Genomic DNA, 22,124 nt, shown 5'->3' on the forward strand with positions numbered 1-22,124 from the left:
CGCTGGCGTCGCCTGGTCCGTGACTACGAGCGCCGCTCCGACGTCTCCGAAGCCATGATCCACGTCGGCATGGGCGCGCTCCTCATCAGGCGCATCGCCCACCCATGACCATTCTCAAACGGGCACTTACTTGTCGAGATGCGCTTCCAGCATCCACAGCTTCTTGTCCAGGTCGCGGGACAGGCCGGTCAGCAGGTCGGCCGTGTCGGCATCGCCCGCCTCGTCGGTGGCGTCGATCCCCTCGCGCACGGACTTGGCGAGGTTGGCGAAGCGGTCGGCCAGCTCCTTCACATGCTCCATGCTGGCCGTGGTGTGCTGCGGGTAGGCCGGCAGGCGGGTCTTCTCGCCCACCAGCTGGCTGGTGCCGTCCGGCGTGCCGCCGATCTGCACCAGGCGCTCGGCCACCTCGTCGGCGGTGGCGAAGAGCTCGTTGTAGAAGCCCTCCAGCATGGTGTGCAGGCCAATGAAGTTGGAGCCGCGCAGGGTCCAGTGCGCCATGCGCACGCAGTTGGTCAGGTCGATGGTGTCGACCAGCGTGCCGTTCAGCACGTTCACGGACACCTTCTTGGCGTTCTCGCCCAGATCATTGCGGGTGGCGCGCAGGCTCATGGTTTGGTTCTCCTGTTCGGCGCGGGTAACGCTGAAGCTTGTGTGGGGTTGCCGGGGGCGGCTGTCAGCCCCGCTTCCCGCCAATTCTAGAGGGACTGGTGGATATAGCGCGCGCTCTCGGGGCCGGTTTCACCCCGGTGCAGAACCGCGGCGCGGGCGATGGCGGCATGGTCGGCCGGCTGCAGGCGGTCATTCTCGCGCAGATGTTCCGTCCAACTGCCCACCGACCACACCTCCACCCACAACTCGGGGTGCGCGACATCCTCGTAGAGCCGCCAGGAGAGCGCCCCGCTGCGCAGCCGGGCGCGGCGCAGATCGGCCATGGCGGCGAGGAAGGCGGCCCGGTCGGCGGGGTCGATGCGGTAGCGGACCATCTCCAGCACCTGGCCGCGGTCCTGCGCCAGGAGGGGCGCCAGCTCGGCGGCCGGCGCCTCGGGCTGCGGCATGGCGGGGCTGGCCACCTCGGCGGGGCCGGGCTGGTCCAGCCGCCAGCGGCGCATCGCCAGCGCCGCCGCGGCGCCACAGGCGCCGAAGCCCCACAGCGCCCAGCCCACCCCGACCAGCGTGCCCACCCAGCCGGCGAGCGCCGAGCCGAAGGCCAGCGCGCCGAAGAAGGAGAGCTGGTAGATGCCGATGGCGCGCGCCCGCACCCAGGCGGGCGATGAGAGCTGCGCCGCCGCCTGCAGGGTGCTGGCGGCGCCGATCCAGGCCGCGCCGTAGAGCAGCATGCCGAGCCCCGCCGCCGCCCAGCCGCCCAGGGCCAGGCGCGGCGCGAGGCCGAGCAGCAGCAGCGCGCCGGAGGCGAGCAGCGAGGCCGCCATCACCAGCCCGCCACGGTCCAGCCGGGCGCGGGCGCGCGGCAGCAGCAGCCCGCCGCCCACGGCGCCGACGCCCATGGCCGCCAGCAGCAGGCCGAAGGCCTCGGGCCCCAGCCCCAGCCCCTCGCGCACCAGCAGCGGCAGCAGCCCCCACATGGCGGCGCCGAAGAAGAAGAACACCACCGCCCGCAGGATGATGACCCGCAGCGCCGGCGAGGCGCCGACGAAGCGCACCCCGGCGCGCATGGCGGAGAGGAAGTGCTCCTTGGGCAGCCGGCTGGCCGGCGCCTCCCGCCGCCACAGCACCAGCGCCACGATGAGGATGAGGAAGCAGAAGGCGTTGAAGGCGAAGGCCGCCTGGGTGCCGGCGAGGCCGATGATGAAGCCTCCCAGCGCCGGCCCCACGGCGCGCGCCAGGTTGAAGCCGATGCCGTTGAGCACGATGGCCTGGGTGAGGTCGGCGCGCGGCACCAGCTCCGGCGTGGTGGCGGCCCAGGCGGGGAAGTTCATCGCGCTGCCGGCGCCGATGGCGAAGGTGAGCGCCAGCAGCCCCCACGGCCCCAGCAGGCCCAGCGCCGTGAGGATGCAGAGGAGCAGGCCCATGGCGCACATCCAGGCCTGGGCGAAGATCAGGTAGCGGCGGCGGTCCACGATGTCGGCCATGGCGCCCGATGGCAGCGCCAGCAGGAAGACCGGCAGCATCGAGGCCGCCTGCACCAGGCTGACCATGATGGGCGAGGGGGCGAGGCTGGTCATCAGCCAGCCTGCGCCGGTGTTCTGCACCCACATGCCGGTGTTGCTGGCCAGGTTGGCCAGCCAGAGCAGCCGGAAGGCCGGGTGGCGGAGCGGCGTGAAGGCGGAGGGCGGAGTCGGTTGGGGCATGGTGGGGGGCAAGCTGCCTCAATACCCCCCGGGGGGGCGTGACTGTTTGGTCATCTGCGCGCGACCGGCGGGATACACGAGGAAACGTTCATTTCCGGAAAAGGGCTCCGAGAAATCATCGCCGGCCTGGCGGCGCCCCGGCGGGGAGCGCCATGCCAGGCTGGCAAGGCCTCCCGGCTTCGTTTTTCCCGGACCGGAGGACGCTTTCCGTCAGGCGAAGTCCCGCTCGCGCTGGCGCACCAGGGCGGTGATGGTGGCGTTCACCGGCGCCGCGCGCCCGGCCAGCGCCGCCTCGCGCGGGATGGCGCCGTTGATGGCGTCGATCTCGCTGCGGCGGCGGGCCCGGTGGTCGAGCAGCAGGGAAGGGCGGGCATTGGGGATCTTGCGGCCGAAGGCGGTGATGTGCGCCACCGGGTCCTCCACCGAGAGGCGAACGCCGCGCGCCTTCGCCACTTCCCATGCCTCCACCCCGCAGGCGCGGGCGGTGGGCCACAGGTCCTCGTCCGCCATCACCTCGCCGATGGTCAGGCCGGTCAGCGCGCAGATCCCGGAGAAGGTGACGTTGCAGATCAGCTTCTCCCAGGTGAGGGCCTGGATGTCGTCGCAGGCCTCGGCGCGGAAGCCGGCGCCGCGCCACATCGCGGCGATGGCCGCGAGGCGCGGCGTCGCCGGCCCGTCCAGCTCGCCGATGCGCACCACCTCCATGCCGTTGTGGTGGGCGTGGCCCGGCCCCTTCAGCGAGGCGCCGAAGCCCCCGGCGATGCCCGCCACCACCCGGTCCTGCCCCAGCGCCCCGGCCAGCACGGCGCTGCTGCCGAGGCCGTTCTGGATGGTCAGCACCGTGGTCTCCGGCCCCAGCAGGGGCGGGATGGCGCGGGCGGCGGTGGCCACGTCCCGCGCCTTGGTGGCGAGGATCACCAGATCCACCGGCGCCTGGCCCTCGGTGGAGGTGGCGGCGGCGAGGCGCACGGTGCGCTCGCCCGAGGCGCCCTCCAGCCGCAGCCCGTCGCGGTTCATCGCATCGACATGCGCGCCCCAGGAATCGATGGCCAGCACATCGTGCCCCGCGGCGGCGAACAGCCCGGCATAGACCGAGCCCATGGCGCCGCAGCCCAGGATGGCGATTCGTGACATGCATTCCCTCCGTCGCGGCGCCTCTGCCACGCCGGAGGTCCGGTCATGCGGGTGCCGTCAGGGGGCAAGCCTTCCCCGCTTCAGCGCCGCCACGCAAGCCTCGAAGCCCTCAAGCGCCTGCCAGCGGCGCGCCTCCGGCACCTCCCGCGCGACGAGGATGCCGCCCGCGGCGACGATGCCGCCATCGATCATCAGGTTGTCGTGGCAGCCGAAATCCTCCAGCGCCAGCCCCTCGGCATCGGCCCAGCCGCCCCCGGGGCCCGGCCGCAGCCCGGCGCCCAGGAAGTGCCGCGTGCGCTGGGTGAAGCCCTGGCCGCTGTTGCTGTAGCCCGCCACCGGCCGCCCCAGCGCCCGCATGAAGCCCAGCTCGTACACCGTGCCGGCATCGGCCGAGGGGCCGCGGAAGGGGGTGAGGTTGGCCACCAGCGCGTCGCAGGCGCGGATATGCGCCTCGTTGCGGAGATAGATCTCCAGCCAGCGGCTGTCCGCTGCGTCGGCGGCGGCGCTCTCGATGGGGTCGGTCGGGAAGACGCCTTCCGCGCCGTGGCGGGCGCAGATGGCCTTCTTGGCGGCGGCGATGGCGGAGGCGTCGGGGAGGAAGACATCGGGTCCGGCGAGGTAGATGCGCATGGCGCGCAATCTGCCCCGGCCGGGCCCGGCTGGCCAGGAGCGGCGCGCCTCAGGCGGCGTCCAGCGCCCGGGGCGGCAGGGCGTGCAGGTCGCCCACGAAGCGGTCGCGCCAGCGCTCCAGGCTGTTGTGGCGCATCACCTTCAGCATGGCGGCGTGGCGCTCGCGCCGCTCTGCCAGCGGCATGGCCAGCGCCCGGGCCAGGGCATCGGCCACGCCAGCCTCGTCATGCGGGTTCACCAGCAGGGCGGCATCCAACTCCCGCGCGGCCCCGGCGAATTGCGAGAGCACCAGCACGCCCGGATCGGCCGGGTCCTGCGCCGAGACGTATTCCTTGGCGACGAGGTTCATGCCGTCCCGCAGCGGCGTCACCAGCCCGACGCGGGCGGCGGCGTAGAGCGGCATCAGGGCGCGGCGGGGGAAGGAGCGGTTCAGGTAGCGCAGCGGCGTCCAGTCGAGGTCGGCGAAGCGGCCGTTGATGCGGCCCGCCTCGCCCTCCAACTCCCGCCGGATGGCCTGATAGGCCTCCACATCGGTGCGGGAGGGCGGCGCGATCTGCAAATACTCCACCTGCCGGTGCCATTCCGGGTGCTTCGCCAGGAAGCGCTCATAGGCGGCGAAGCGCTGGCGCAGCCCCTTGGAGTAGTCGAGCCGCTCCACGCTCATCATCAGCGCCCGCCCGGCGAGGCCGGAGCGGAGTGCCGCGAGCTGCGGCTGGTCCGCGCCCGCCACCGCCTCGGCCCGCAGCGCATCGACATCCACGCCGATCGGGTAGACGCCGGTGCGGATCTGGCGGCCCTCGGCGGCCAGCAGCCCGCCCTCCAGCGCCGTGCCGCCCAGCTCGCGGCAGACATAGTCGGCGAAGGCGGTGCGGTCGGCCTCGGTCTGGAAGCCGATTAGGTCGTACTGGCAGAGGGCGCGCACCAGCTCGGCATGGACCGGCACGGTCATCAGCACGGAGGGCGCCGGGAAGGGGGTGTGCAGGAAGATGCCGATGCTGTTGCGCAGGCCGAGCGCCCGCAGCGCCCCCGCCAGGCAGAGCAGATGGAAGTCGTGCGCCCAGATGACGTCGTCCGGCGCCACGAGGTCGGCCAGGTGGCGGGCGAAATGGGCGTTGACGCGGCGGTAGCCCTCGAACTCCGCCCAGTCGAAGCGGGCGAGGCCGGTCTGGTTGTGCAGGATCGGCCAGAGCGTGCCGTTGGCGAAGCCGCGGTAGTAGTCGTCGTAGTCCCGCTGCGTCAGGTCGGTGGTGTAGAGGGTGACGGGGCCGCTGCGCGCCACGGCGGGCGGCAGGCCGGGCGGCAGGCTCTCGGGCGGCACCACATCCGGCACCGTCTGGCCGGACCAGCCGAACCACAGCCCGCCGGTGTGGCGCAGCGCGTCCATCACGCCGGCCGCCAGGCCGCCGGCGGTGGCCTCGCCCTCGTTGATCGGGGCGACACGGTTGGAAACCACGACCAGTCGCGACATGCGCGCTTCCCCTCACGCCGCCTCCGGCAGCTCCGGCAGGTTCCCGGAGTGCTGCTGGCGCAGCAATTCGCGATACGGTCCGTGGCGGCGGGCCAGCTCCGACGGAGGGCCGTCCTCCACGATCCGGCCGTGATTCATCACGATGATTCTGTCGAAATTTTGCAGGGTCGACAGGCGGTGCGCGATGGCGATGACGGTGCGGCCGCGCATCAGGCTGTCGAGCGCCGCCTGGATGGCGCGCTCACTCTCGCTGTCCAGCGCCGAGGTGGCCTCGTCGAGCAGCAGGATGGGCGTGTCCTTCAGCAGCGCGCGGGCGATGGCCAGGCGCTGCCGCTGCCCGCCCGAGAGCTTGACGCCACGGTTGCCCACCACCGTGTCGAACCCCTCCGGCAGCGCCTCGATGAAGGCGCGGCAATGCGCCATCTCGGCGGCGCGCAGCACCTCCTCGTCCGTCGCGTCGGGGCGGCCGTAGCGGATGTTCTCCCGCACCGTGCGGTGGAAGAGGGCGGTGTCCTGCGGCACCACGGCCAGCGCCGTGTGCAGGCTCTCCAGCGTGACGTCGCGCAGATCCTGCCCGTCGATCAGCACGCGGCCGGAATCGGGGTCGTAGAAGCGTTGCAGCAGGGCGAGAACGGTGGATTTGCCGGCGCCCGAGAAGCCCACCAGCCCGACTCGCTGGCCGGGCGGCACGGTGAGGTCCAGCCCGTCCAGCACCGTCGGGCGGTCCGGATAGGCGAAGTGCACCAATTCGAGCCGCACCTCCCCCGCGCCGGGGAGGAGCGGCACGGCGCCGGGGCGGTCCTCCAGCGCGTGCGGCACCAGCAGCGCGCCGGTCGCCTCCTCCAGCCGGGCGAGCTGCTGGGTCAGTTCCACCAGCGCCACCGCGATGTCCCGCGTGCCGTGCAGGATGGTCAGCGACAGGGTGGCGAGCAGCGCCACGTCCCCCACCGAGGCCTGGCCGCGCTGCCAGAGCAGCAGGGCGGCGGCCAGCACGGCGCCCGCCATCAGCACGGTGAGCACGGCGTGGATCGTCCGCAGCTTCTCCATGTAGAGCAGGCTGCGCTGGTGGGCGCCGATCTCCTCGCCCACGGCCCCAGCGATGCGCGCCCGCTCGCGCAGCGTGGCGCCGAAGGCGCGCATGACGCCGATATTGCCCACCACGTCCACCAGCTCGCCATCGATGGCGGCGGCGCTGTTGGCGTGCCGGCGGTGCAGTGCGGCGCCACGTCGCGCCAGCCGGTGCATCAGCAGGCCGATGGCCAGTGCCACGGCGGCCAGCGCCAGTGCCAGCGGCGGGTGGATGGCGCTGGTGAACAGGATGGCGCCGATCACCGCCGCGCTGGGCGGCACCACGTTCCAGGCGAGCGTGTTCTCCACCGTGAAGGCGGCCTGGGCGGTGGCGGAGACGCGGGCGGCGAGCGCCCCTGGCAGGCGGTCTGCGAAGTAGCCCGGGGTGTGGCCGGCGAGATGGGCGAAAAGGTCCTGCCGGATGTCGCCGGTGACGGCGGTGAAGCTGCGCGCCGCCGCCCAGCCGCCGACGCGCCAGAGCAGGTTGTCGGCCGCGATGATGGCGCAGAGCAGCGCGAAGGCCGGCCAGACGCTGCGCGCCGCCGCCTCCGGCCCCATCGCCACGATGTCGATGAGGTGCTTCAGCCCGTATTGCGTGGAGATGGAGCACAGCACCGCCAGCAGCACGGCGCCGAACACCACCGCATGGCCGAGCGGCCGGCGCCGGGCGTAGCGGAAGAGGAAGCCGAAGGCGGAGGGGCGCGGCGCGCTCGGTGCGGTCAAGGCAGCCTACTTTTCGCCATAATGGATTTGTATAACGCCAATGAAGTAAAGGCGCCGATAAATATTTTCAACGTTTTCGCGCCCGAACTCAAATAGAAGCTGTGATCTGCCTGAGAAAAGGGATCGCGTTCATGCGTATCGCGCAAATCTCGCCGCTGTTCGAGGCGGTGCCGCCCAAGTTGTATGGCGGCACGGAACGCGTCGTCTCCTCCCTCACCGAGGAACTGGTGGCCATGGGCCACGATGTCACCCTCTTCGCCAGCGGCGATTCCGTCACCGCCGCGAAGCTTGCCGCGATGCGCGACCAGGCGCTGCGCCTCGACCCCACCGTGAAGGACTGGGTGGCGCACTACTACAAGATGGTCGAGCAGATCGCCCAGCGCGCCGGCGAGTTCGACGTCATCCACTCTCATATCGACTACTTCCCGCTCGGCCTGCTGGACCGGCAGCGCACGCCGTTCCTGACCACCCTGCATGGTCGGCTCGACCTGCCGGAATTCAAGATGATCTACGAGACCTACGGGCACACGCCCTTCGTCTCGATCTCCGACAACCAGCGCCTGCCGATCCCGAAGCTGAACTGGGCGCGCACCGTGCTGCACGGCATGCCGGCCGACCGGCTGACGCCGCAGCCCGTCGAGCAGAAATACTTCGCCTTCCTCGGCCGCGTCTCGCCGGAGAAGGGGCTGGACCGTGCCATCCGCATCGCCGCCCGCGCCGGGGTCAAGCTGAAGGTCGCCGCCAAGATCGACGACGCGGACCGCGCCTACTACAACCGCGAGATCTCGCCGCTGATGAACCAGTCGCATGTCGAGTACATCGGCGAGATCAACGACAGCCAGAAGCCCGAGTTCCTCTCCGGCGCCCATGCCCTGCTCTTCCCGATCGACTGGCCGGAGCCCTTCGGCCTCGTCATGATCGAGGCGATGGCCTGCGGCACGCCCGTCATCGCCATGCGCCGCGGCTCCGTGCCGGAGGTGATGGAGAACGGGCTGACCGGCTTCATCGTCGAGAACGAGGATGAGGCGGTGGCGGCCGTCGCGCGCATTCCGGAGCTGGACCGCGCCCGCATCCGCCAGCGCTTCGAGCAGCGCTTCACCGCCCGCCGCATGGCCGAGGACTATGTCTCGGTCTACGAGCAGCTGATCGAGGCGAACAAGAAGCCCCGCCTGCGGGCGGTCAACGTCTGACAGAAAAAAGAAACCTGGGGGAAGGAATTCCCCCAGGCCCCCATCTTCTTTCTGCAAGGGCCGGCGGACGATGTCCGCCGGCCTTCAATCCTTCCGGTGCATCGCCTTCACCAGCACCAGGACGGGGACCAGGCCCACCGCCACGATCAGCAGCGCCGCCGTCGAGGCCTCGGCCAGCCGCTCGTCGGAGGCCAGGTTGTGCACCCGTACCGCCAGGGTATCGAGGTCGAAGGGGCGGACGATGAGGGTGGCGGGCAGCTCCTTCATCGTGTCCACGAACACCAGCACGGCGGCGGTGAGCAGCGCGCCGCGCGCCAGCGGCGCCTCCACCCGGCGGATCGCCTCGCCCGGGCCGCAGCCCAGCGTGCGGGCGGCCTGGAACAGGCTGGGCTTGAGGCGGGCCAGACCGCTCTCCACCGCCGACTGCCCCACGGCCAGGAAGCGCACCACATAGGCGAAGACCAGCGCCACCATGGTGCCCGAGAGCAGCAGCCCGGTGGAGACGCCGAACTGCGCGCGCATCCAGCCATCCAGCGCGTTGTCGGCCAGCCCGAAGGGCACCAGCGTGCCGACGGCGATGACCGAGCCCGGCACTGCGTAGCCCAGCCCCGCCACTCGGTTGGCGATGCGGGAGAGGCGCGAGGGATAGAGCCGCAGCCCCCAGCCCAGCAGCGCCGCCAGCGCCACGCCGATCAGCGCCGTGGTGCCGGCCAGCAGCAGCGAGTTGCGGGCGAAGGGCAGGTAGCGGTGCGGCGCCAGCGCGTCGCCCTGCTCCACCATCAGCCAGAGCAGCCCGCCCGCCGGGATGGCGAAGCCCACCAGCACCGGCAGGGTGCAGAAGGCGGTGGCTGCCCAGGCCTTCACGCCATGCAGCGCCACCGGCCGCAGCGGCGGCTGGCGGGTGGTGGTGGGGTGGTAGCGGCGCCCGCCGCGCGAGGCGTGCTCGGCCAGCAGCAGCAGCGCCACCACGCCCATCAGGCAGGCGGCGAGCTGGCTGGCGGCGCCCCGGTCGCCCATGCCGAACCAGGCCTCGTAGATGCCGGTGGTGAAGGTGCGGACGGCGAAGTAGTCCACCGTGCCGAAATCGGCCAGCGTCTCCATCAGCACCAGGCCGGTGCCGGCGGCCAGCGCCGGCCGCGCCAGCGGCAGCGCCACCCGCAGGAAGGTGCGCGGCAGGGAGAGGCCGAGCGTGCGGCTGGCCTCGATCAGGCAGGTGCTCTGCTGCAGGAAGGCGGCGCGGCAGAGCAGGTACACGTAAGGGTAGAGCACGGCGGCCAGCATCAGCGCGGCGCCGGGCAGGCTGCGGATCTCGGGGAACCAGTATTCGCCCCAGCGCAGCCCGGTGGCGTCGCGAATGGCGGTCTGCACCGGGCCGGCGCCATCCAGCAGCCAGGTGTAGAGATAGCCGCAGACATAGGCCGGCATGGCCACCGGCAGCAGCAGCGCCACCTCCAGCGATTTGCGGCCGGGGAAGCGGCAGGCGGTGACCAGCCAGGCGCAGACCACGCCGGTGCCCGCCGCCATCACCGCCACCAGCGCGCCGAGCTGCAGCGAGTTGCCCAGATAAGGCAGCAGGTTGGTCCGGGCGATATGGTGCCAGACCTGGTTGTCGCCGCCGCCGAGCAGGGGGGCGGCGGCGCTGGCCAGCACCGCCAGCACGGGCAGCGCCACCAGCAGGGCGACGAGCCAGCCCGCGCGCGCCCAGAGCGGCACGCGCCGCCGGGGCGGCTGCCGCGCCGGGGCGCCGGCCTGGGTGACGGGATGGGGGGAGGGGAGAGTTGTGATTGACACGCGACTGCGACTGCTTTTCAGCCGCGTTAGCACCGGCCCCCCGCCGGTGCAAAGGCAATCCCGCCCCGCGGTGTCCCAGGGAGGCGGCGTGGCGCGGCGTGGGGCCGCTACTCGGCGGCGCCGGCCTTCCGGGCCTGCCACTCCGCCAGAGTGGTGCGCGGGATGTCCACCCGGTCCCGCGTGCGGGTATACCAGCCGCGGCCGTGCATGCGCCCCAGCAGGTCCAGCTTCGGGGTGTCGATGTAGTATTTCTCGGCGTTCAGCACGCAGTCGTCGCGGACATGCAGCGCCAGCACCCGGCCCAGCACCAGCGTGTGGTGGCCGACGGGCACGAGCTGGAAGGTCTCGCACTCCATCGCCACCGGGCTCTGGGCGATGCGCGGCGGCGCCACGCGGGTGCTGGCGGCCTTTTCCAGCCCCACCTCGTCCAGCTCGTCCACCCCGGGGGGGAAGTCGGTGGCGGTGGCGCTCATCGCCGGCCCCATCGCCTCGTTCACCAGGCAGACGACGAACTGGCCGGTGGCGCGGATATTGGCCAGCGTGTCCTTGGCCGGGGCGTCGGCGCCCTCGGGGCGCGGGCCGCAGGAGAAGCCCACCACCGGCGGATTGTCGCCGAAGGCGTTGAAGAAGGAATAGGGCGCGGCGTTCACCACGCCCCCCTGGTCCTGCGACACCACCCAGGCGATCGGGCGCGGCACGATGGTCGAGACCATCAGCTTGTAGGCCTCGCGGGTCGGGATCGTCTCGAAGTCGAACAGCATGCGGGGCGTCGTCCTGGCGGAAGGAGGGAAGGGGTCAGCCGACCTTGTGCGGCGCGGGCTCGCCGCGCAGCAGCACAGCGTCGAGGTTGTCGAGGCAGCGGAAGCCCATGGCGTCGCGCGTCTCCACCGTGGCGCTGCCGAGATGCGGCAGCAGCACCACGTTGGGCGCCGTGTGGTAGCCCTCGAAGATCTTCGGCTCGCCGTCGAACACGTCGAGCCCGGCGGCGCGGAGATGGCCGGATTGCAGCGCCGCGCAGAGCGCCGGGTCGTCCACCGTGGTGCCGCGCCCGGTGTTGACCACGATGGCGCCGGGGCGGAGCTGGGCGATGCGCCGGGCATCGAGCCAGTGGCGCGTCGCGGCGCCGCCGGGGATGTGCATCGACAGCACGTCGATGGCGCCGAGGAAGGCGGTGTCGTCGCCATGGTAGGTCGCGCCCTGCTCCTCGGCGGGCGGGAGGCGGTTGCGGTTGCGGTAGTGGATCTCCATGCCGAAGCCGCGCGCCATCTGCGCCAGGGCCTGGCCGATGCGCCCCATGCCGAGAATGCCGAGGCGCTTGCCCTCCAGCGTCACCCCCATCAGCTGGGTGGGCGCCCAGCCGGTCCAGGCGCGGGCGCGCACCAGCCGCTCCGCCTCGCCGCCGCGCCGGGCGGCGGTCAGGATCAGCAGCATGGCGATCTCGGCGGTGGCCACGCTCAGCACGTCCGGCGTGTTGCTCACCACGATGCCGCGCGCCGCCGCCGCTTCCAGGTCGATATGGTCGGTGCCGACGCTGAAGGTGGCGATGATCTTCACGCCCTCCGGCAGGGCGGCGATGGTCTCGGCCCTCAGTGCGTCGCCGGCGGCGCAGAGGATGCCCACCGCCTCGCCCTCCGCCGCCGCCCTGGCGATCTGGCTGCCCGACATCGGCACGTCGGCCGGGTTGGGGATGGTGGTGTAGTCCCGCTGCGCGCGGGCCTCCACGGCATCCGGGAAGCGGCGGGTCAGCAGGAGGACGGGCTTGCTCATGCGGCTCAGCTCCAGATCGGGTCGATGGGGGGGTGGCCGGCCAGCACGGCCGCGATGTTGTCCAGGCTGCGGTGGCCCATGGCGTCGCGCGTCTCCACCGTGCCGCTGCCGATATGCGGCGCCAGCGCCACGTTGGGCAGGCCGATGAAGCGCCGGTCGAAGCGCGGCTCGCCCTCGAACACATCGAGCCCGGCGGCGGCGACGTGGCCATCCTGCAGCCGGGCGATCAGCGCTTCCTCGTCGATCAGCCCGCCGCGCGCGGCGTTCACCACCACCGCGCCGCGCGGCAGCAGGGCCAGGGTCTCGCCGTTCAGCACGTGGCGGGTGGCGGGGGTGAGGGGGCAGTGGAGGGAGAGGAAGTCGCTCTGCGCCAGCAGGGCGGGCAGCGACTCCACGTAGTGCGCGCCTTCCTCCAGCGCCGGCGGCAGCGGCGCCACGTCGTGGTAGAGCACGCGCATGTCGAAGCCGCGGGCGCGCCGCGCCACCGCGCGCCCGATCCGCCCCATGCCGAGGATGCCGAGCGTCTTGCCCCAGACCCGCACGCCGAGGAAATCGCCCATGCTGCGCGGCCCCCAGGCGTCGCGCCGCATCAGCGCGTCGGCCTCGGGCAGGCGGCGGGCGGCGGAGAGCAGCAGGGAGAAGGCGAGGTCGGCGGTGCAGCCGGTCAGCACGTCCGGCGTGTTGGTGACGATGAGGCCGCGCGCCTTGGCCGCCGCCACGTCGACATGGTCGAAGCCCACCGAGCAGGTGGCGGCCACCTTCACCTGGGGCGGCATGGCGGCGATGTAGCCGGCATCCAGCTTGAAGCTGGAGCTGAACAGCAGCGCCTCCGCCGCGTGGTCGCGCAGCAGCGCCAGCGACTCCTCGCGCCCGATGTCGTGCTCCACCGCCAGGACGCCGTTATACTCCGCCGCGGCCCGCGCCGTGACGGCGGGTGGCAGGCGCCGCACCGAGACGAGGCGGTGGCGCGATGCCCCTCCCGAGGGGGGGCTGGGGGGAACGCTGGCTGCGGACATGGCTTTCCGGACTCCCAATTCTTTGGAGGTAGCTTAACCACGTCCCCGGCCCTGGCCAGACCCTCCCTTTCCGCGCCCCCCCGTCTTGCCAGGGGCGGGGGAAGCGTTCACCGTCCGCGCCCAATTCTTTCGGGAGAGTCAGGACCATGGATCTCGGTCTGAGCGGGCGTCGCGCCCTGGTGATGGGGGCCTCGAAGGGCCTCGGCCGTTCGATCGCCGATGCGCTGGCGGCGGAGGGGGTGGCGGTGGCCGTCTCCGGCCGCAGCCAGGAGAGCCTTGACCGCGTGGCGGCCGAGCTGATGGCGCTCGGCGCGCCGAAGGCGGTGGGCATCCCGGCCGACGTGGCCGAGGGCGCGCAGATGGACCGGCTGGCCGACGCCGCCGTGGCGGCGCTGGGCGGCGTGGACATCCTGGTGCTGAACCATGGCGGCCCGCCGACCTGCTCGGCGCTGGAGATGAAGCAGGAGGACCTGATCACCTGGTTCCAGCGCATCGTCCTCTCGCCCATCCGCATCGCCAACCGGCTGATCCCGGCGATGCGCGAGCAGAAGTGGGGCCGCATCCTGGCGGTGGGCTCCACCGGCATGGTGCAGCCGCTGCCGGGCCTGGCGCTCTCCAACACGCTGCGCGCCTCGATCGTCGGCTGGAACAAAACCCTCTCGGCCGAGCTGGCGGGCGAGGGCATCACCTGCAACATCCTGGCCCCCGGCGCCTTCGCCACCGACCGCACGGCGGAGACGCTGGCCGCCGTGGCCGCCAAGACCGGCAAGAGCATCGAGGCGCTGGTGGCCGAGCGCTCCGCCGCCATCCCCGCCGGCCGCTATGGCGAGCCGCCGGAGTTCGGCCCGATGGCCGCCTTCCTCGCCTCCGACAAGGCCGCCTATACCACGGGCCGCATCCACATCATGGATGGCGGGGCCGTCCGCTGTGTCTGATACGGCTGCCCGACTGAACCTGGTGCCGGATGTCGACCTCGCCGCCCGCATGTTCGACGAGGTGCGGGAGAAGAGCCGCGACGGCGAGGGCGTGACGCGCGAGGCCTATGGCCCCGGCGAGCGCATGGCCCATGCGCTGGCCCGGCGCGAGGCGGAGGCGCTGGGGCTGGAGGTGGCCGCCGACCCGGTGGGCAACCTCTACATGACCCTGCCGGGGCGGGACCGGGCGGCGCCGCGCGTGCTGCTCGGCAGCCACCTCGATTCCGTGCCGAATGGCGGCAATTTCGATGGCGCGGCGGGCGTGCTGGCCGGGCTTGCCGCCGTCTCCGGGCTGAAGCGCGCGGGCTTCGTGCCCGAGCGGGACATCGTGGTGATGGCGACGCGGGCGGAGGAGGCGGGGGCTTGGTTCCCCACCTCCTACCCCGGCAGTCGCGGCGCGCTGGGCCGGCTGAAGCCCGAGGAGCTTCAGGTGAAGCGCCAGGACAGCGGCCGGACGCTCGCCGAGCATATGCGCGAGGAAGGCTTCGACCCCGATTTCGCCGCGCGCGGCGAGCGCGTGCTGACGCCGGAGAACACCGCCGCCTTCCTCGAGCTGCACATCGAGCAGGGGCCGGTGCTGGATGCGGAGCGCATCCCCGTGGCCATCGTCACCGGTATCCCCGGCAGCCGGCGGCTGCGCCAGGGGCGGGTGCTCGGCGAGTACAACCACTCGGGCGGCACGCCGCGCCGCTACCGGCGGGACGCGGCCATCGCGCTCGCCGAGCTGGCGGTGGCGCTCGACGAGGAGTGGGCGCTGCTGGAGGCGCGGGGCCACACCCTCGTCGTCACCTTCTGCACCCTGGCCACCACGGCGGAGGCGGGCTTCACCAAGATTCCCGGCGAGGCCACCTTCATGCTGGACGTGCGCAGCGTGAACCCGGCCAGCGTGGACGCCATCTTCGCGGCGCTCGCCCGCAAGGTGCCGGAGATCGAGGCCCGGCGCGGCGTGCGCTTCGAGCTGGGCGCCGAGACCGGCTCGCTGGCCTCGCCCATGGATGCCGGCATCCGCGCCGGCCTGGCCCGCGCGGCGGAGGCGGCGGGTGTGCGCCACCGCGAGATGGCCTCGGGCGGCGGGCATGACGCGGCGGCCTTCGGCGCCGCCGGCATCCCGGCGGCCATGCTGTTCGTGCGCAACCAGAATGGCAGCCACAATCCGCACGAGGCGATGCGGATGGAGGATTTCGCCGAAGGCTGCGCCGTGGTGGCGCACTGGCTGCGCGAGGCCGCCGGCTGAACCGGCGGGGCCGGGAGGATGGCCTCCCGGCCCCGCCTTGCTCCGCAACCGCTCAGAGCGGGTCGGAGAAGCGGACGTTGTCCAGCCAGAGATCGGCGAGGCCGAAGGCCGGCTCTTCCTGGTCGGAATAGAGCAGCGCGGCGAAGCCGAGCTGGTAGGTCCCGCTCTCCTCCACCGTGAAGTAGATGTTGCTCCACTGCTGCCCGGTGTCGCTGAAGCCGTAGATCTGGGCGTGCGCCTCGTTCTGCAGCGAGATCAGCGCCAGGCACTCATAGCCTTCCGGCGCCCCGGCCAGCTCGTTCACCAGCCACATGTCGAAGGAGACGACCTGGCCCGCCTCGAGCTGCACCGTCGTCCGGATGCCCGACGCTTCGGAATGCAGCGGCATGGGCAGGCCGATCTCGGCGCCGCCGAAGAAGGCGGTCAGCCCGGCCAGGTCGTTCTCCGGCGCCCCGTCCGGCAGGGCCGACATGAGCACCTCGGCCACGCTGAGGTCGTTGACGTCGAACACCGTGCCGAAGCTCTCCCAGCCCTGCAGCCCGTCCTCGAAGGTGAAGTCGATGCCCGGCTGCTCGTCCGCGCCGGCGATGGTGACGGTGATCTGCGTCTCCGTCCCGTCGGCCGACCGGACGGTGAGGACATCCAGCAGGCTCTCGCCCGCCTTCAGCGCCTGCACCTCGGGGCGGTCGTGGCCGTCGAAGATGTAGATCCAGTCGCCCTCCCGGTCGATGGAGAGGGTGCCATAGGCGCTCTCCAGGACCGCCTCGCGGAAGGAGGACTGGCCTGCATCGGGGTCGGTGACGGTCAGCCTGCCATAGGTGATGGATTCGTCGTCCTCGATGACCGTCCCGGTGCCGGTGCCGCCGAAGACGGGGGCTTCCGGCACGTCGCAGACGGCGAGGGTGAAGGGGGTGGCGACGGAAAGCCCCTGGCCGTCATGGTCGGTGGCGGTGACCTGGAGGTGCAGCGTGGCGGCGGCTTCGTGGTCCAGCGCGATGCCGTCCTTCAGCTTCAGCAGGTTGCCGGCCACCTCGAAGCGCTCGTCATCGACGCGGAAGCGGTGCGTGTCGCCGGCATCGGGGTCGACCGCCGTCAGCGTGCCGACCACCGCGCCGGCCTCGTTCTCGCGCAGCGAGAAGCCGCTCAGGCGGATGTCGCGGGGCGAGTCGTTGGCGTCCAGCACCGGCACGGCGAGGCTGCGCTCCGTCCACAGCCCGTGGCTGTCCGTCGCCCGCACCAGCACGGCAATCCCGGCCTCGGTCTCGAAGTCGAGGGAGACGCCCTCCCGCAGCCGCAGCAGGTTGCCGTCCACCACCTCGAAACGCTCATCCGCCGTGCTGAAGCAGAGGCTGTCGCCCGCATCCGGGTCGGCGGCGGAGAGCCGGCCCAGATTGGCGCCGGGCAGGTTCTCGTAGAGAGGCACGGGGGAGAGGGTGGGGGCGGCGGGGGCCTCGTTGACGTCGCGCACCGCCAGCTCGAAGCGGCGGGTGACGGACAGGCCGCTGGAATCGGTGGCGGTCAAAGCGAGGCACAGCACCGGCTCGGCCTCGAAATCGACAGCGATGCCATCCTTCAGCTTCAGCAGGGTTCCGGCCACCTCGAAGCGATCGTCATCCACGCTGTAGGTGAGGCCGTCGCCATCGGGGTCCCGCGCACAGACGGTGCCCACCGCCGCGCCCGGCCGCGCCTCCTCCAGCGCCAGCGCGGAGAGGCTGAGGTCGGCCGGCGCCTCGTGCACCGGCCGCGCGGCGCGCGCCTCGCCCAGGCCGTGCATCAGGTAGTGCAGCATCGGGTTCACGCCGGCCTCGGCCACGTCCGGGTTGTCGGCCAGATACTTGCCGCCGTCGAACCCGGCCGAGGGGCTGCGCTGCTCGCGCCAGCCGAAGCGCAGGTAATGCTCCAGCGGGTCCATCCCGCTGGCGGCGACGTCGGGGTTCTGCGCCAGGTAGTGGTCGCGGTCGAACACCGCGTTGGCGGCACGGCCCTCGGCGCGGCCGAACAACACGTAGTGCTCCTGCGGGTTCATGCCGGAGCGGGCGACGTCGGGGTTCTGCTCCAGGTAGAACGCCGCGTCGAAGCCCAGCACCTCCAGCGCGCCCGGCGTGGCGGAGCGGCCCTCGAAGCGGCCGAAGGCGATGTAGTGCTCCAGCGGGTCGATGCCGGCGGCGGCGACATCGGGGTTGGCGGCGAGATAGGCGGCGGTGTCGAAGAAGGGGGAGGGGTCGCGCCCCTCGCGCCAGCCGAAGACGCGGTAATGCGTCAGCGGGTCGATGCCCGAGGCGGCCACGTCGGGGTTGGCGGCCAGATAGGCCTGGGCGTCGAACAGCCCGCCGGTGGCGCGGCCCTCCTGCCAGCCCTGGCTGGCATAATGCGCGTCGGCATCGGCGCCGGAGAGCCAGACATCATGGTTGCGGCTGTAGTACAGGAGGTCCTCGACCAGCAGGTCGCCATCGGCGTCGTCCACCGTGCCATCGGTGAACACATAGCGCCCGCCGGCCGCGGCCCGCACCGGCTCGCCCTCGGGCCCCCACACGGTCACCACGCCGCCATTCCGCTGGATCGTGGCCTCGGTGAGACGGAAATTGAAGGTTGTGGTGTTGATGGACATGCTTTCCCCCGGACCGCCGGCGTTTCCAGAAAAACCGCCGGCATTGCCATTTTTTATACAGGGGATATTAATTTATTGTCCGATCAAAATAATGTTTCCAGGACGTGCAATGTGAGACAATGTAAGAATGGTGGGCACCATGACTGAGCCGGATGCCAAGGCGCCGGAGATCTGGATCGACGGCGATGCCTGCCCGGTGCGCGAGGAGGTGTTCCGCGTCGCCGGGCGGCTGGGCCTGGTGGTGCATGTCGTCTCCAACGGCGCGCGGGGCATCCGCCTGCCGGAAGTGCCCTGGATCCGCCGCGTCATCGTGGCCGAGGGCGCCGATGCCGCCGATGACTGGATCGCCGAGCGCATCCGCGGGCAGGATCTCTGCATCACCGCCGATATCCCGCTGGCCTCGCGCTGCCTGGCGCGCGGCGCGCGGGCGCTCTCGCCCAACGGCCGCGTCTGGACCACCGACAACATCGGCAGCGCCCTGGCCGGGCGCGAGGTGGCGCGCCACCTGCGGGAGATCGGCGCCACCACGCGCGGCCCGGCGCCGATGGCGGCCGCCGACAAGTCCCGCTTCCTCTCGGCGCTGGAGACGGAGGTGCAGGCGGCGATCCGGGGCGTGAGCAACCCGGCGCCGGTGCTGTGGCGGCCGGGGCTCGACATCTGAGGCGGCGGGGGAGGCGGGGCTCTCCTCCCGCTTCCCGCCCGCCGGCTCAGGGCGTGGGCGCGTTCGGCGGCAGCAGGGCCTGCTCCTTCAGCGCGGCCCAGAAGGCGGCGGGGATCTCCCGCTTCATCAGCGCGGCGTTCTGGCGCACCCGGTCGGGGTGCTTGGCGCCGGGGATCACCGAGGCCACCACCGGGTGCGCGGCGCAGAACTGCAGGGCGGCGGCCTTGAGGTCCACCCCATGCTCGGCCGCCACGGCGGCCATGCGGTCGCGCGCCGCCACCTGCTCGGGGCCGGCTTCCTGGTAGTCGAAGTTGCGGCCGCCGGCGAGCAGGCCGGAATTGTAGGGGCCGCCCACCACGATGTGCGCGCCGCGCCCGGCGCAGAGCGGGAACAGCTCCTTCAGCCCTGAGAGGTCCAGCAGGCTGTAGCGGCCGGCGAGCAGGAACACGTCGGGGTCGGATTCCTTCAGGGCGCGAACGCAGGGCTCGGTCAGGTTTACGCCGAGGCCCCAGGCGCGGATCAGCCCCTCCTCCCGCATCCTGGTCAGCTCGCGGAAGGCGCCATCGCGCGCGGTGCGGAAGGCCTCGTCATAGCCGTCGCCCAGGTGGTCGGGGGCGAGGTCGTGCACATAGGCGATGTCGATGCGCCCCACCGCCATGCGCTGCAGGCTGTCCTCCACCGAGCGGCGGGCGGCGGCGGCGGAATAGTCCACCTGCCGGCGGAACATCAGCCCGCTGACGAAGGGCTCGCCGATCTCGGGCTCGACGCTCGGCACCAGCAGCCGGCCGACCTTGGTGGAGAGCACGTAGTCGTCGCGCGGCTTCTCCCGCAGCACGGCGCCGAAGCGGTGCTCGGAGAGGCCGGCGCCATAATGCGGGGCCGTGTCGTAGTAACGGATGCCGCTTTCCCAGGCGGCCTCCAGGCTGGCCTCGGCGGTGGCCTCGTCCACGCGGTCGAACATGTCGCCGAGGGGCGCGCCGCCGAAGCCGAGCGGGCCGGGCGGGGCGAAGCGTTGGCTGGGCATCGGGCATCTCTCCTGCTGGCGGGGCGGCGCCCGGGCAGGGCGCCGCGCTCAACGGAGAGACGCCGCCCGGCGCCCCGGGTTGCCGGCTCAGCCGGCCGGGACCAGCTCGATGCGCTGCATCTCCATCGCGTCCACCGCCGCGCGCGAATAGAGCAGGGGCACATACTCGCCCCGCGCCCAGTGGGGCGCGAGATCGGCGTAATGCGGCGAGGCCGGGTCGCCCGACTGGCCCGGCGCGTTGATGCAGAGGCTGTTGTCCCATTCGCCGACATCCATCACCAGCCGGACCGAGGCGCCGTAGGTGCAGCGGAAATCGGAGGGGCGGTAGCCGGTGTGCATCGGCGTCGAGGCGCTGCCGCCGACGGGGAAGGGGCCGACATCGAGGTTGCCCGCCTCCGGCGCCACCCCCATCAGCGCGTGGCTGAAATAGCCCTGGTGCAGCCGGCTCCACTGCCACTCGGCCGGGGAGACGCCCATGCGCGCCTCGCAGTCGCGGAAGGCGGCGAGCAGGCACTCGGTCAGCAGCGCGTCGCGCGCGCGGGCCGGGTCGGCGCCGAGGCGCGGATCGGGCTGCTCCACGGCGCGCAGCAGGCTCTCCATATCCTGCGGCAGCAGCAGCGGGCGCAGCGTGGCATCCGGCACCAGCGCCGCCAGCAGGCGCGGCTTCAGGTGCTTGGTGACGAACACCTCGAACAGCGCGGCGGCGGCGCTGTCCGCCTCCAGCCGGTGGTCCCATTCCTCCAGCAGGGCGCGGGCGGCCCACAGCTCCGGCTCGCGCCCGCGCGGCAGGGAGAGCAGCAGGGCGCAGAGGCGGCGGGCGGGCAGGGAGGTGACATCCGTCTGCAGGTCGGTGGAATCGGCCAGCGTCAGCAGCGGGCCGCGCGTCAGCGCCTCGCGGATGCGGCGGGCGCGGGAGGCCTCGGTCCACTCGTAGCCGAAGGTCTTCCGCGCGTGCGGCCAGTCGGCCGGCATGTTCTGCTCGTTGGCGCTGTGCACGAAGCCCTCCAGCGGGTCCACCCGCCAGGGGTATTCCGCCGGGTCCAGCAGGCCGGACCATTCATGGCTGCCATCGCCCGGCACGGGCAGCAGCCCGTCCCAGTTCGGCCGTTGCGGCGCGAAGCCGGCCGGTGCCCAAGCCACCGTGCCGCCCGTATCGGCATAGACCTTGTTGACCGAGGGCGTGCCCCAGCGGCGCAGCGCCTCGCGGAACTCCGCCAGGCTGCGCGCCCGCATCGAGGAGAGGCTGCCGAGATAGGGCGCCGCGCCGGGCTGCGACCAGACGGTGCGGATGGCCACCGCCCGCCGCGCCGCGCGGTCCTCCGCGATGACGGGGCCGTGCCGGGTGAAGCACAGCTCCAGCACCTGCTCCGGCGCATCCTTCACCGCGAAGCGCTCCTCCACCACCTCCATCGGCTCGAAGCCGCCGGCGTGGCGGTAGTGGCGCGGCAGGTCGGCGGCCGTCTCGTAGACATAGACATCCTCCTGGTCGGCGCCGTGGATGGTCAGCGCGAAGGCCGCCGTGCCGTTGTGGCCGATGGAGATGCCCGGCACCCCCGGCTCGCCGGCGCCGATGGCGTTGAAGCCCGGCGCCTCCAGATGGACGATGTAGCGCAGCGAGGGCGCGGCATGGGCGCGGTGCGGGTCGGAGGCCAGGATCGGCCGGCCGCTCTCGGTGCGGCTGCCATGGATGGCCCAGTTGTTGGAGCCTTCCATCTCGGCGCCCTGCACCACCTCGCCGAGGTCGCTCACCCCCGTCCAGCGGCGCCAATCCCCCAGCGGCGCGGCGAGGCGCTCGGCCGAGAAGGTGACGCCGGCGGTGGCCAGCTTGAACTGCGTCAGCACCTCGACCCCGAGGGTGGAGAGGTCCAGCCCCTCCGCCCGCACCGGCTCCTTCATCGGCTCCAGGTTCTTGCGCAGCAGGTCGGTGGCGAGGTCGGCGCGGGAGAGGATGATGGCGCGGATCACCTCCGAGAGGGCGTTGCGCGTCAGGCTGTGGCTGCGGATGCGCACCACATCCTCCGCCGCCCAGCGCTGCGGCCGCGTGCCCATGGCGCGGAACTCGGGCGGCAGGCGGTCCGGCTCGGCCTCCACCAGCGCCACATAGGCGTTGATGCCGGCGACGAAGGCCTCGCAGATGGCGCGTGCATCCGGCGCATAGGCGGCGAATTCCGCCTCGATGTCGCCGCGGTAGAGGAACAGGCGGGAGGCGCGGTCCTGCGCCAGGTAGCCGGGGCCGAAATCGGCGGCGAGCAGGCCGAGGCCGCGCTTGCGCCAGAGGTCGATCTGCCAGAGCCGGTCGCGCGCCGCGTTGAAGCCCTGCGCCAGGAACAGGTCGTGCTCGTTCTCCGCCCGCAGGTGCGGGATGCCCCAGCGGTCCACATGGATCGAGGCCGGTTGCCGAAGCCCGGCCACGGCGATGCGCTCATGCGGCGGCAATGTGTCTTTGGGGGTGGTCTCGGTCATCGGTCACGGCGTCCCTGGCAGCGCGAGGGCGGGAGGCTAGAAGCCCGCGCCGCAGGGCGCAATC

General features: G+C 72.3%; 17 protein-coding genes and 1 pseudogene. 5 read left to right on the forward strand and 13 right to left on the reverse strand.

The window, feature by feature from the left end:
• Positions 1 to 108, forward strand: a pseudogene (locus CR165_RS18890) (IS5-like element ISRso1 family transposase); the annotation flags it as partial.
• A gap of 18 nt (positions 109 to 126) precedes the next feature.
• Here CR165_RS18890 and dps read toward each other — a convergent pair.
• The 6 genes from dps to CR165_RS18920 form a co-directional block, all read right to left on the reverse strand.
• Positions 127 to 609 (reverse strand): DNA starvation/stationary phase protection protein Dps, encoded by a 483-nt coding sequence (gene dps / locus CR165_RS18895; RefSeq protein ID WP_109518503.1) that lies wholly within the window; start codon positions 607 to 609, stop codon positions 127 to 129.
• An 86-nt stretch (positions 610 to 695) separates the two neighbouring features.
• A complete protein-coding gene (locus CR165_RS18900) occupies positions 696 to 2,309 on the reverse strand; it encodes an MFS transporter (protein WP_109518504.1) in 1,614 nt (537 codons plus the stop codon).
• Between the two features lie 210 nt (positions 2,310 to 2,519).
• Positions 2,520 to 3,443 (reverse strand): ketopantoate reductase family protein, encoded by a 924-nt coding sequence (locus CR165_RS18905; RefSeq protein ID WP_109518505.1) that lies wholly within the window; start codon positions 3,441 to 3,443, stop codon positions 2,520 to 2,522.
• 57 nt (positions 3,444 to 3,500) lie between these two features.
• The gene (locus CR165_RS18910; RefSeq protein WP_109518506.1) at positions 3,501 to 4,073 is read right to left on the reverse strand and encodes a nucleoside 2-deoxyribosyltransferase; all 573 of its coding nucleotides are present in this window, start codon (positions 4,071 to 4,073) and stop codon (positions 3,501 to 3,503) included.
• 49 nt (positions 4,074 to 4,122) lie between these two features.
• A complete protein-coding gene (otsA, locus tag CR165_RS18915) occupies positions 4,123 to 5,541 on the reverse strand; it encodes an alpha,alpha-trehalose-phosphate synthase (UDP-forming) (protein WP_109518507.1) in 1,419 nt (472 codons plus the stop codon).
• Between the two features lie 12 nt (positions 5,542 to 5,553).
• Positions 5,554 to 7,332, reverse strand: a complete 1,779-nt coding sequence (locus CR165_RS18920) for an ABC transporter ATP-binding protein (protein WP_109518508.1) — start codon at positions 7,330 to 7,332, stop codon at positions 5,554 to 5,556.
• Between the two features lie 131 nt (positions 7,333 to 7,463).
• On the opposite strand from CR165_RS18920, the gene CR165_RS18925 reads away from it, so the two are divergent.
• Positions 7,464 to 8,522, forward strand: a complete 1,059-nt coding sequence (locus CR165_RS18925) for a glycosyltransferase family 4 protein (protein WP_109518509.1) — start codon at positions 7,464 to 7,466, stop codon at positions 8,520 to 8,522.
• 84 nt (positions 8,523 to 8,606) lie between these two features.
• Here the strand turns inward: CR165_RS18925 and CR165_RS26045 are convergent, their stop codons facing one another.
• The 4 genes from CR165_RS26045 to CR165_RS18945 all read right to left on the reverse strand — a co-directional run bounded on the left by CR165_RS26045 (position 8,607) and on the right by CR165_RS18945 (position 13,096).
• Positions 8,607 to 10,313, reverse strand: a complete 1,707-nt coding sequence (locus CR165_RS26045; RefSeq protein WP_281262111.1) for an ABC transporter permease — start codon at positions 10,311 to 10,313, stop codon at positions 8,607 to 8,609.
• Positions 10,314 to 10,420: 107 nt separating this feature from the next.
• On the reverse strand, positions 10,421 to 11,074 hold the full coding sequence (locus tag CR165_RS18935) for a flavin reductase family protein (RefSeq protein ID WP_109518510.1): 654 nt from the start codon (positions 11,072 to 11,074) through the stop codon (positions 10,421 to 10,423).
• A gap of 34 nt (positions 11,075 to 11,108) precedes the next feature.
• The gene (locus tag CR165_RS18940; protein WP_109518511.1) at positions 11,109 to 12,080 is read right to left on the reverse strand and encodes a 2-hydroxyacid dehydrogenase; all 972 of its coding nucleotides are present in this window, start codon (positions 12,078 to 12,080) and stop codon (positions 11,109 to 11,111) included.
• Between the two features lie 5 nt (positions 12,081 to 12,085).
• Positions 12,086 to 13,096, reverse strand: a complete 1,011-nt coding sequence (locus CR165_RS18945; RefSeq protein WP_109518512.1) for a 2-hydroxyacid dehydrogenase — start codon at positions 13,094 to 13,096, stop codon at positions 12,086 to 12,088.
• A gap of 146 nt (positions 13,097 to 13,242) precedes the next feature.
• Here CR165_RS18945 and CR165_RS18950 point away from each other — a divergent pair, with 146 nt between their 5' ends.
• Together CR165_RS18950 and CR165_RS18955 are read left to right on the forward strand one after the other, a co-directional pair.
• Positions 13,243 to 14,031 (forward strand): SDR family oxidoreductase, encoded by a 789-nt coding sequence (locus CR165_RS18950; protein ID WP_109518513.1) that lies wholly within the window; start codon positions 13,243 to 13,245, stop codon positions 14,029 to 14,031.
• Entirely contained in the window at positions 14,024 to 15,304 is a 1,281-nt protein-coding gene (locus tag CR165_RS18955) for a hydantoinase/carbamoylase family amidase (protein WP_245906591.1), read from the forward strand. Before CR165_RS18950 ends, CR165_RS18955 begins: the two co-directional genes overlap by 8 nt.
• Positions 15,305 to 15,356: 52 nt before the next feature.
• Here the strand turns inward: CR165_RS18955 and CR165_RS18960 are convergent, their stop codons facing one another.
• The gene (locus CR165_RS18960) at positions 15,357 to 17,912 is read right to left on the reverse strand and encodes a VCBS domain-containing protein (protein WP_109518515.1); all 2,556 of its coding nucleotides are present in this window, start codon (positions 17,910 to 17,912) and stop codon (positions 15,357 to 15,359) included.
• Between the two features lie 139 nt (positions 17,913 to 18,051).
• Here CR165_RS18960 and CR165_RS18965 point away from each other — a divergent pair, with 139 nt between their 5' ends.
• A complete protein-coding gene (locus CR165_RS18965) occupies positions 18,052 to 18,573 on the forward strand; it encodes a YaiI/YqxD family protein (protein ID WP_109518575.1) in 522 nt (173 codons plus the stop codon).
• Positions 18,574 to 18,619: 46 nt separating this feature from the next.
• Here CR165_RS18965 and CR165_RS18970 read toward each other — a convergent pair whose 3' ends face one another.
• Together CR165_RS18970 and CR165_RS18975 are read right to left on the reverse strand one after the other, a co-directional pair.
• Entirely contained in the window at positions 18,620 to 19,597 is a 978-nt protein-coding gene (locus CR165_RS18970) for an aldo/keto reductase (protein WP_109518516.1), read from the reverse strand.
• A gap of 87 nt (positions 19,598 to 19,684) precedes the next feature.
• Positions 19,685 to 22,060 (reverse strand): penicillin acylase family protein, encoded by a 2,376-nt coding sequence (locus CR165_RS18975; protein ID WP_109518517.1) that lies wholly within the window; start codon positions 22,058 to 22,060, stop codon positions 19,685 to 19,687.
• Between the last annotated feature and the right edge of the window lie 64 nt (positions 22,061 to 22,124).

The sequence above is a fragment of the Teichococcus aestuarii genome (assembly GCF_003116135.1).
Lineage (GTDB): Bacteria > Pseudomonadota > Alphaproteobacteria > Acetobacterales > Acetobacteraceae > Pseudoroseomonas > Pseudoroseomonas aestuarii.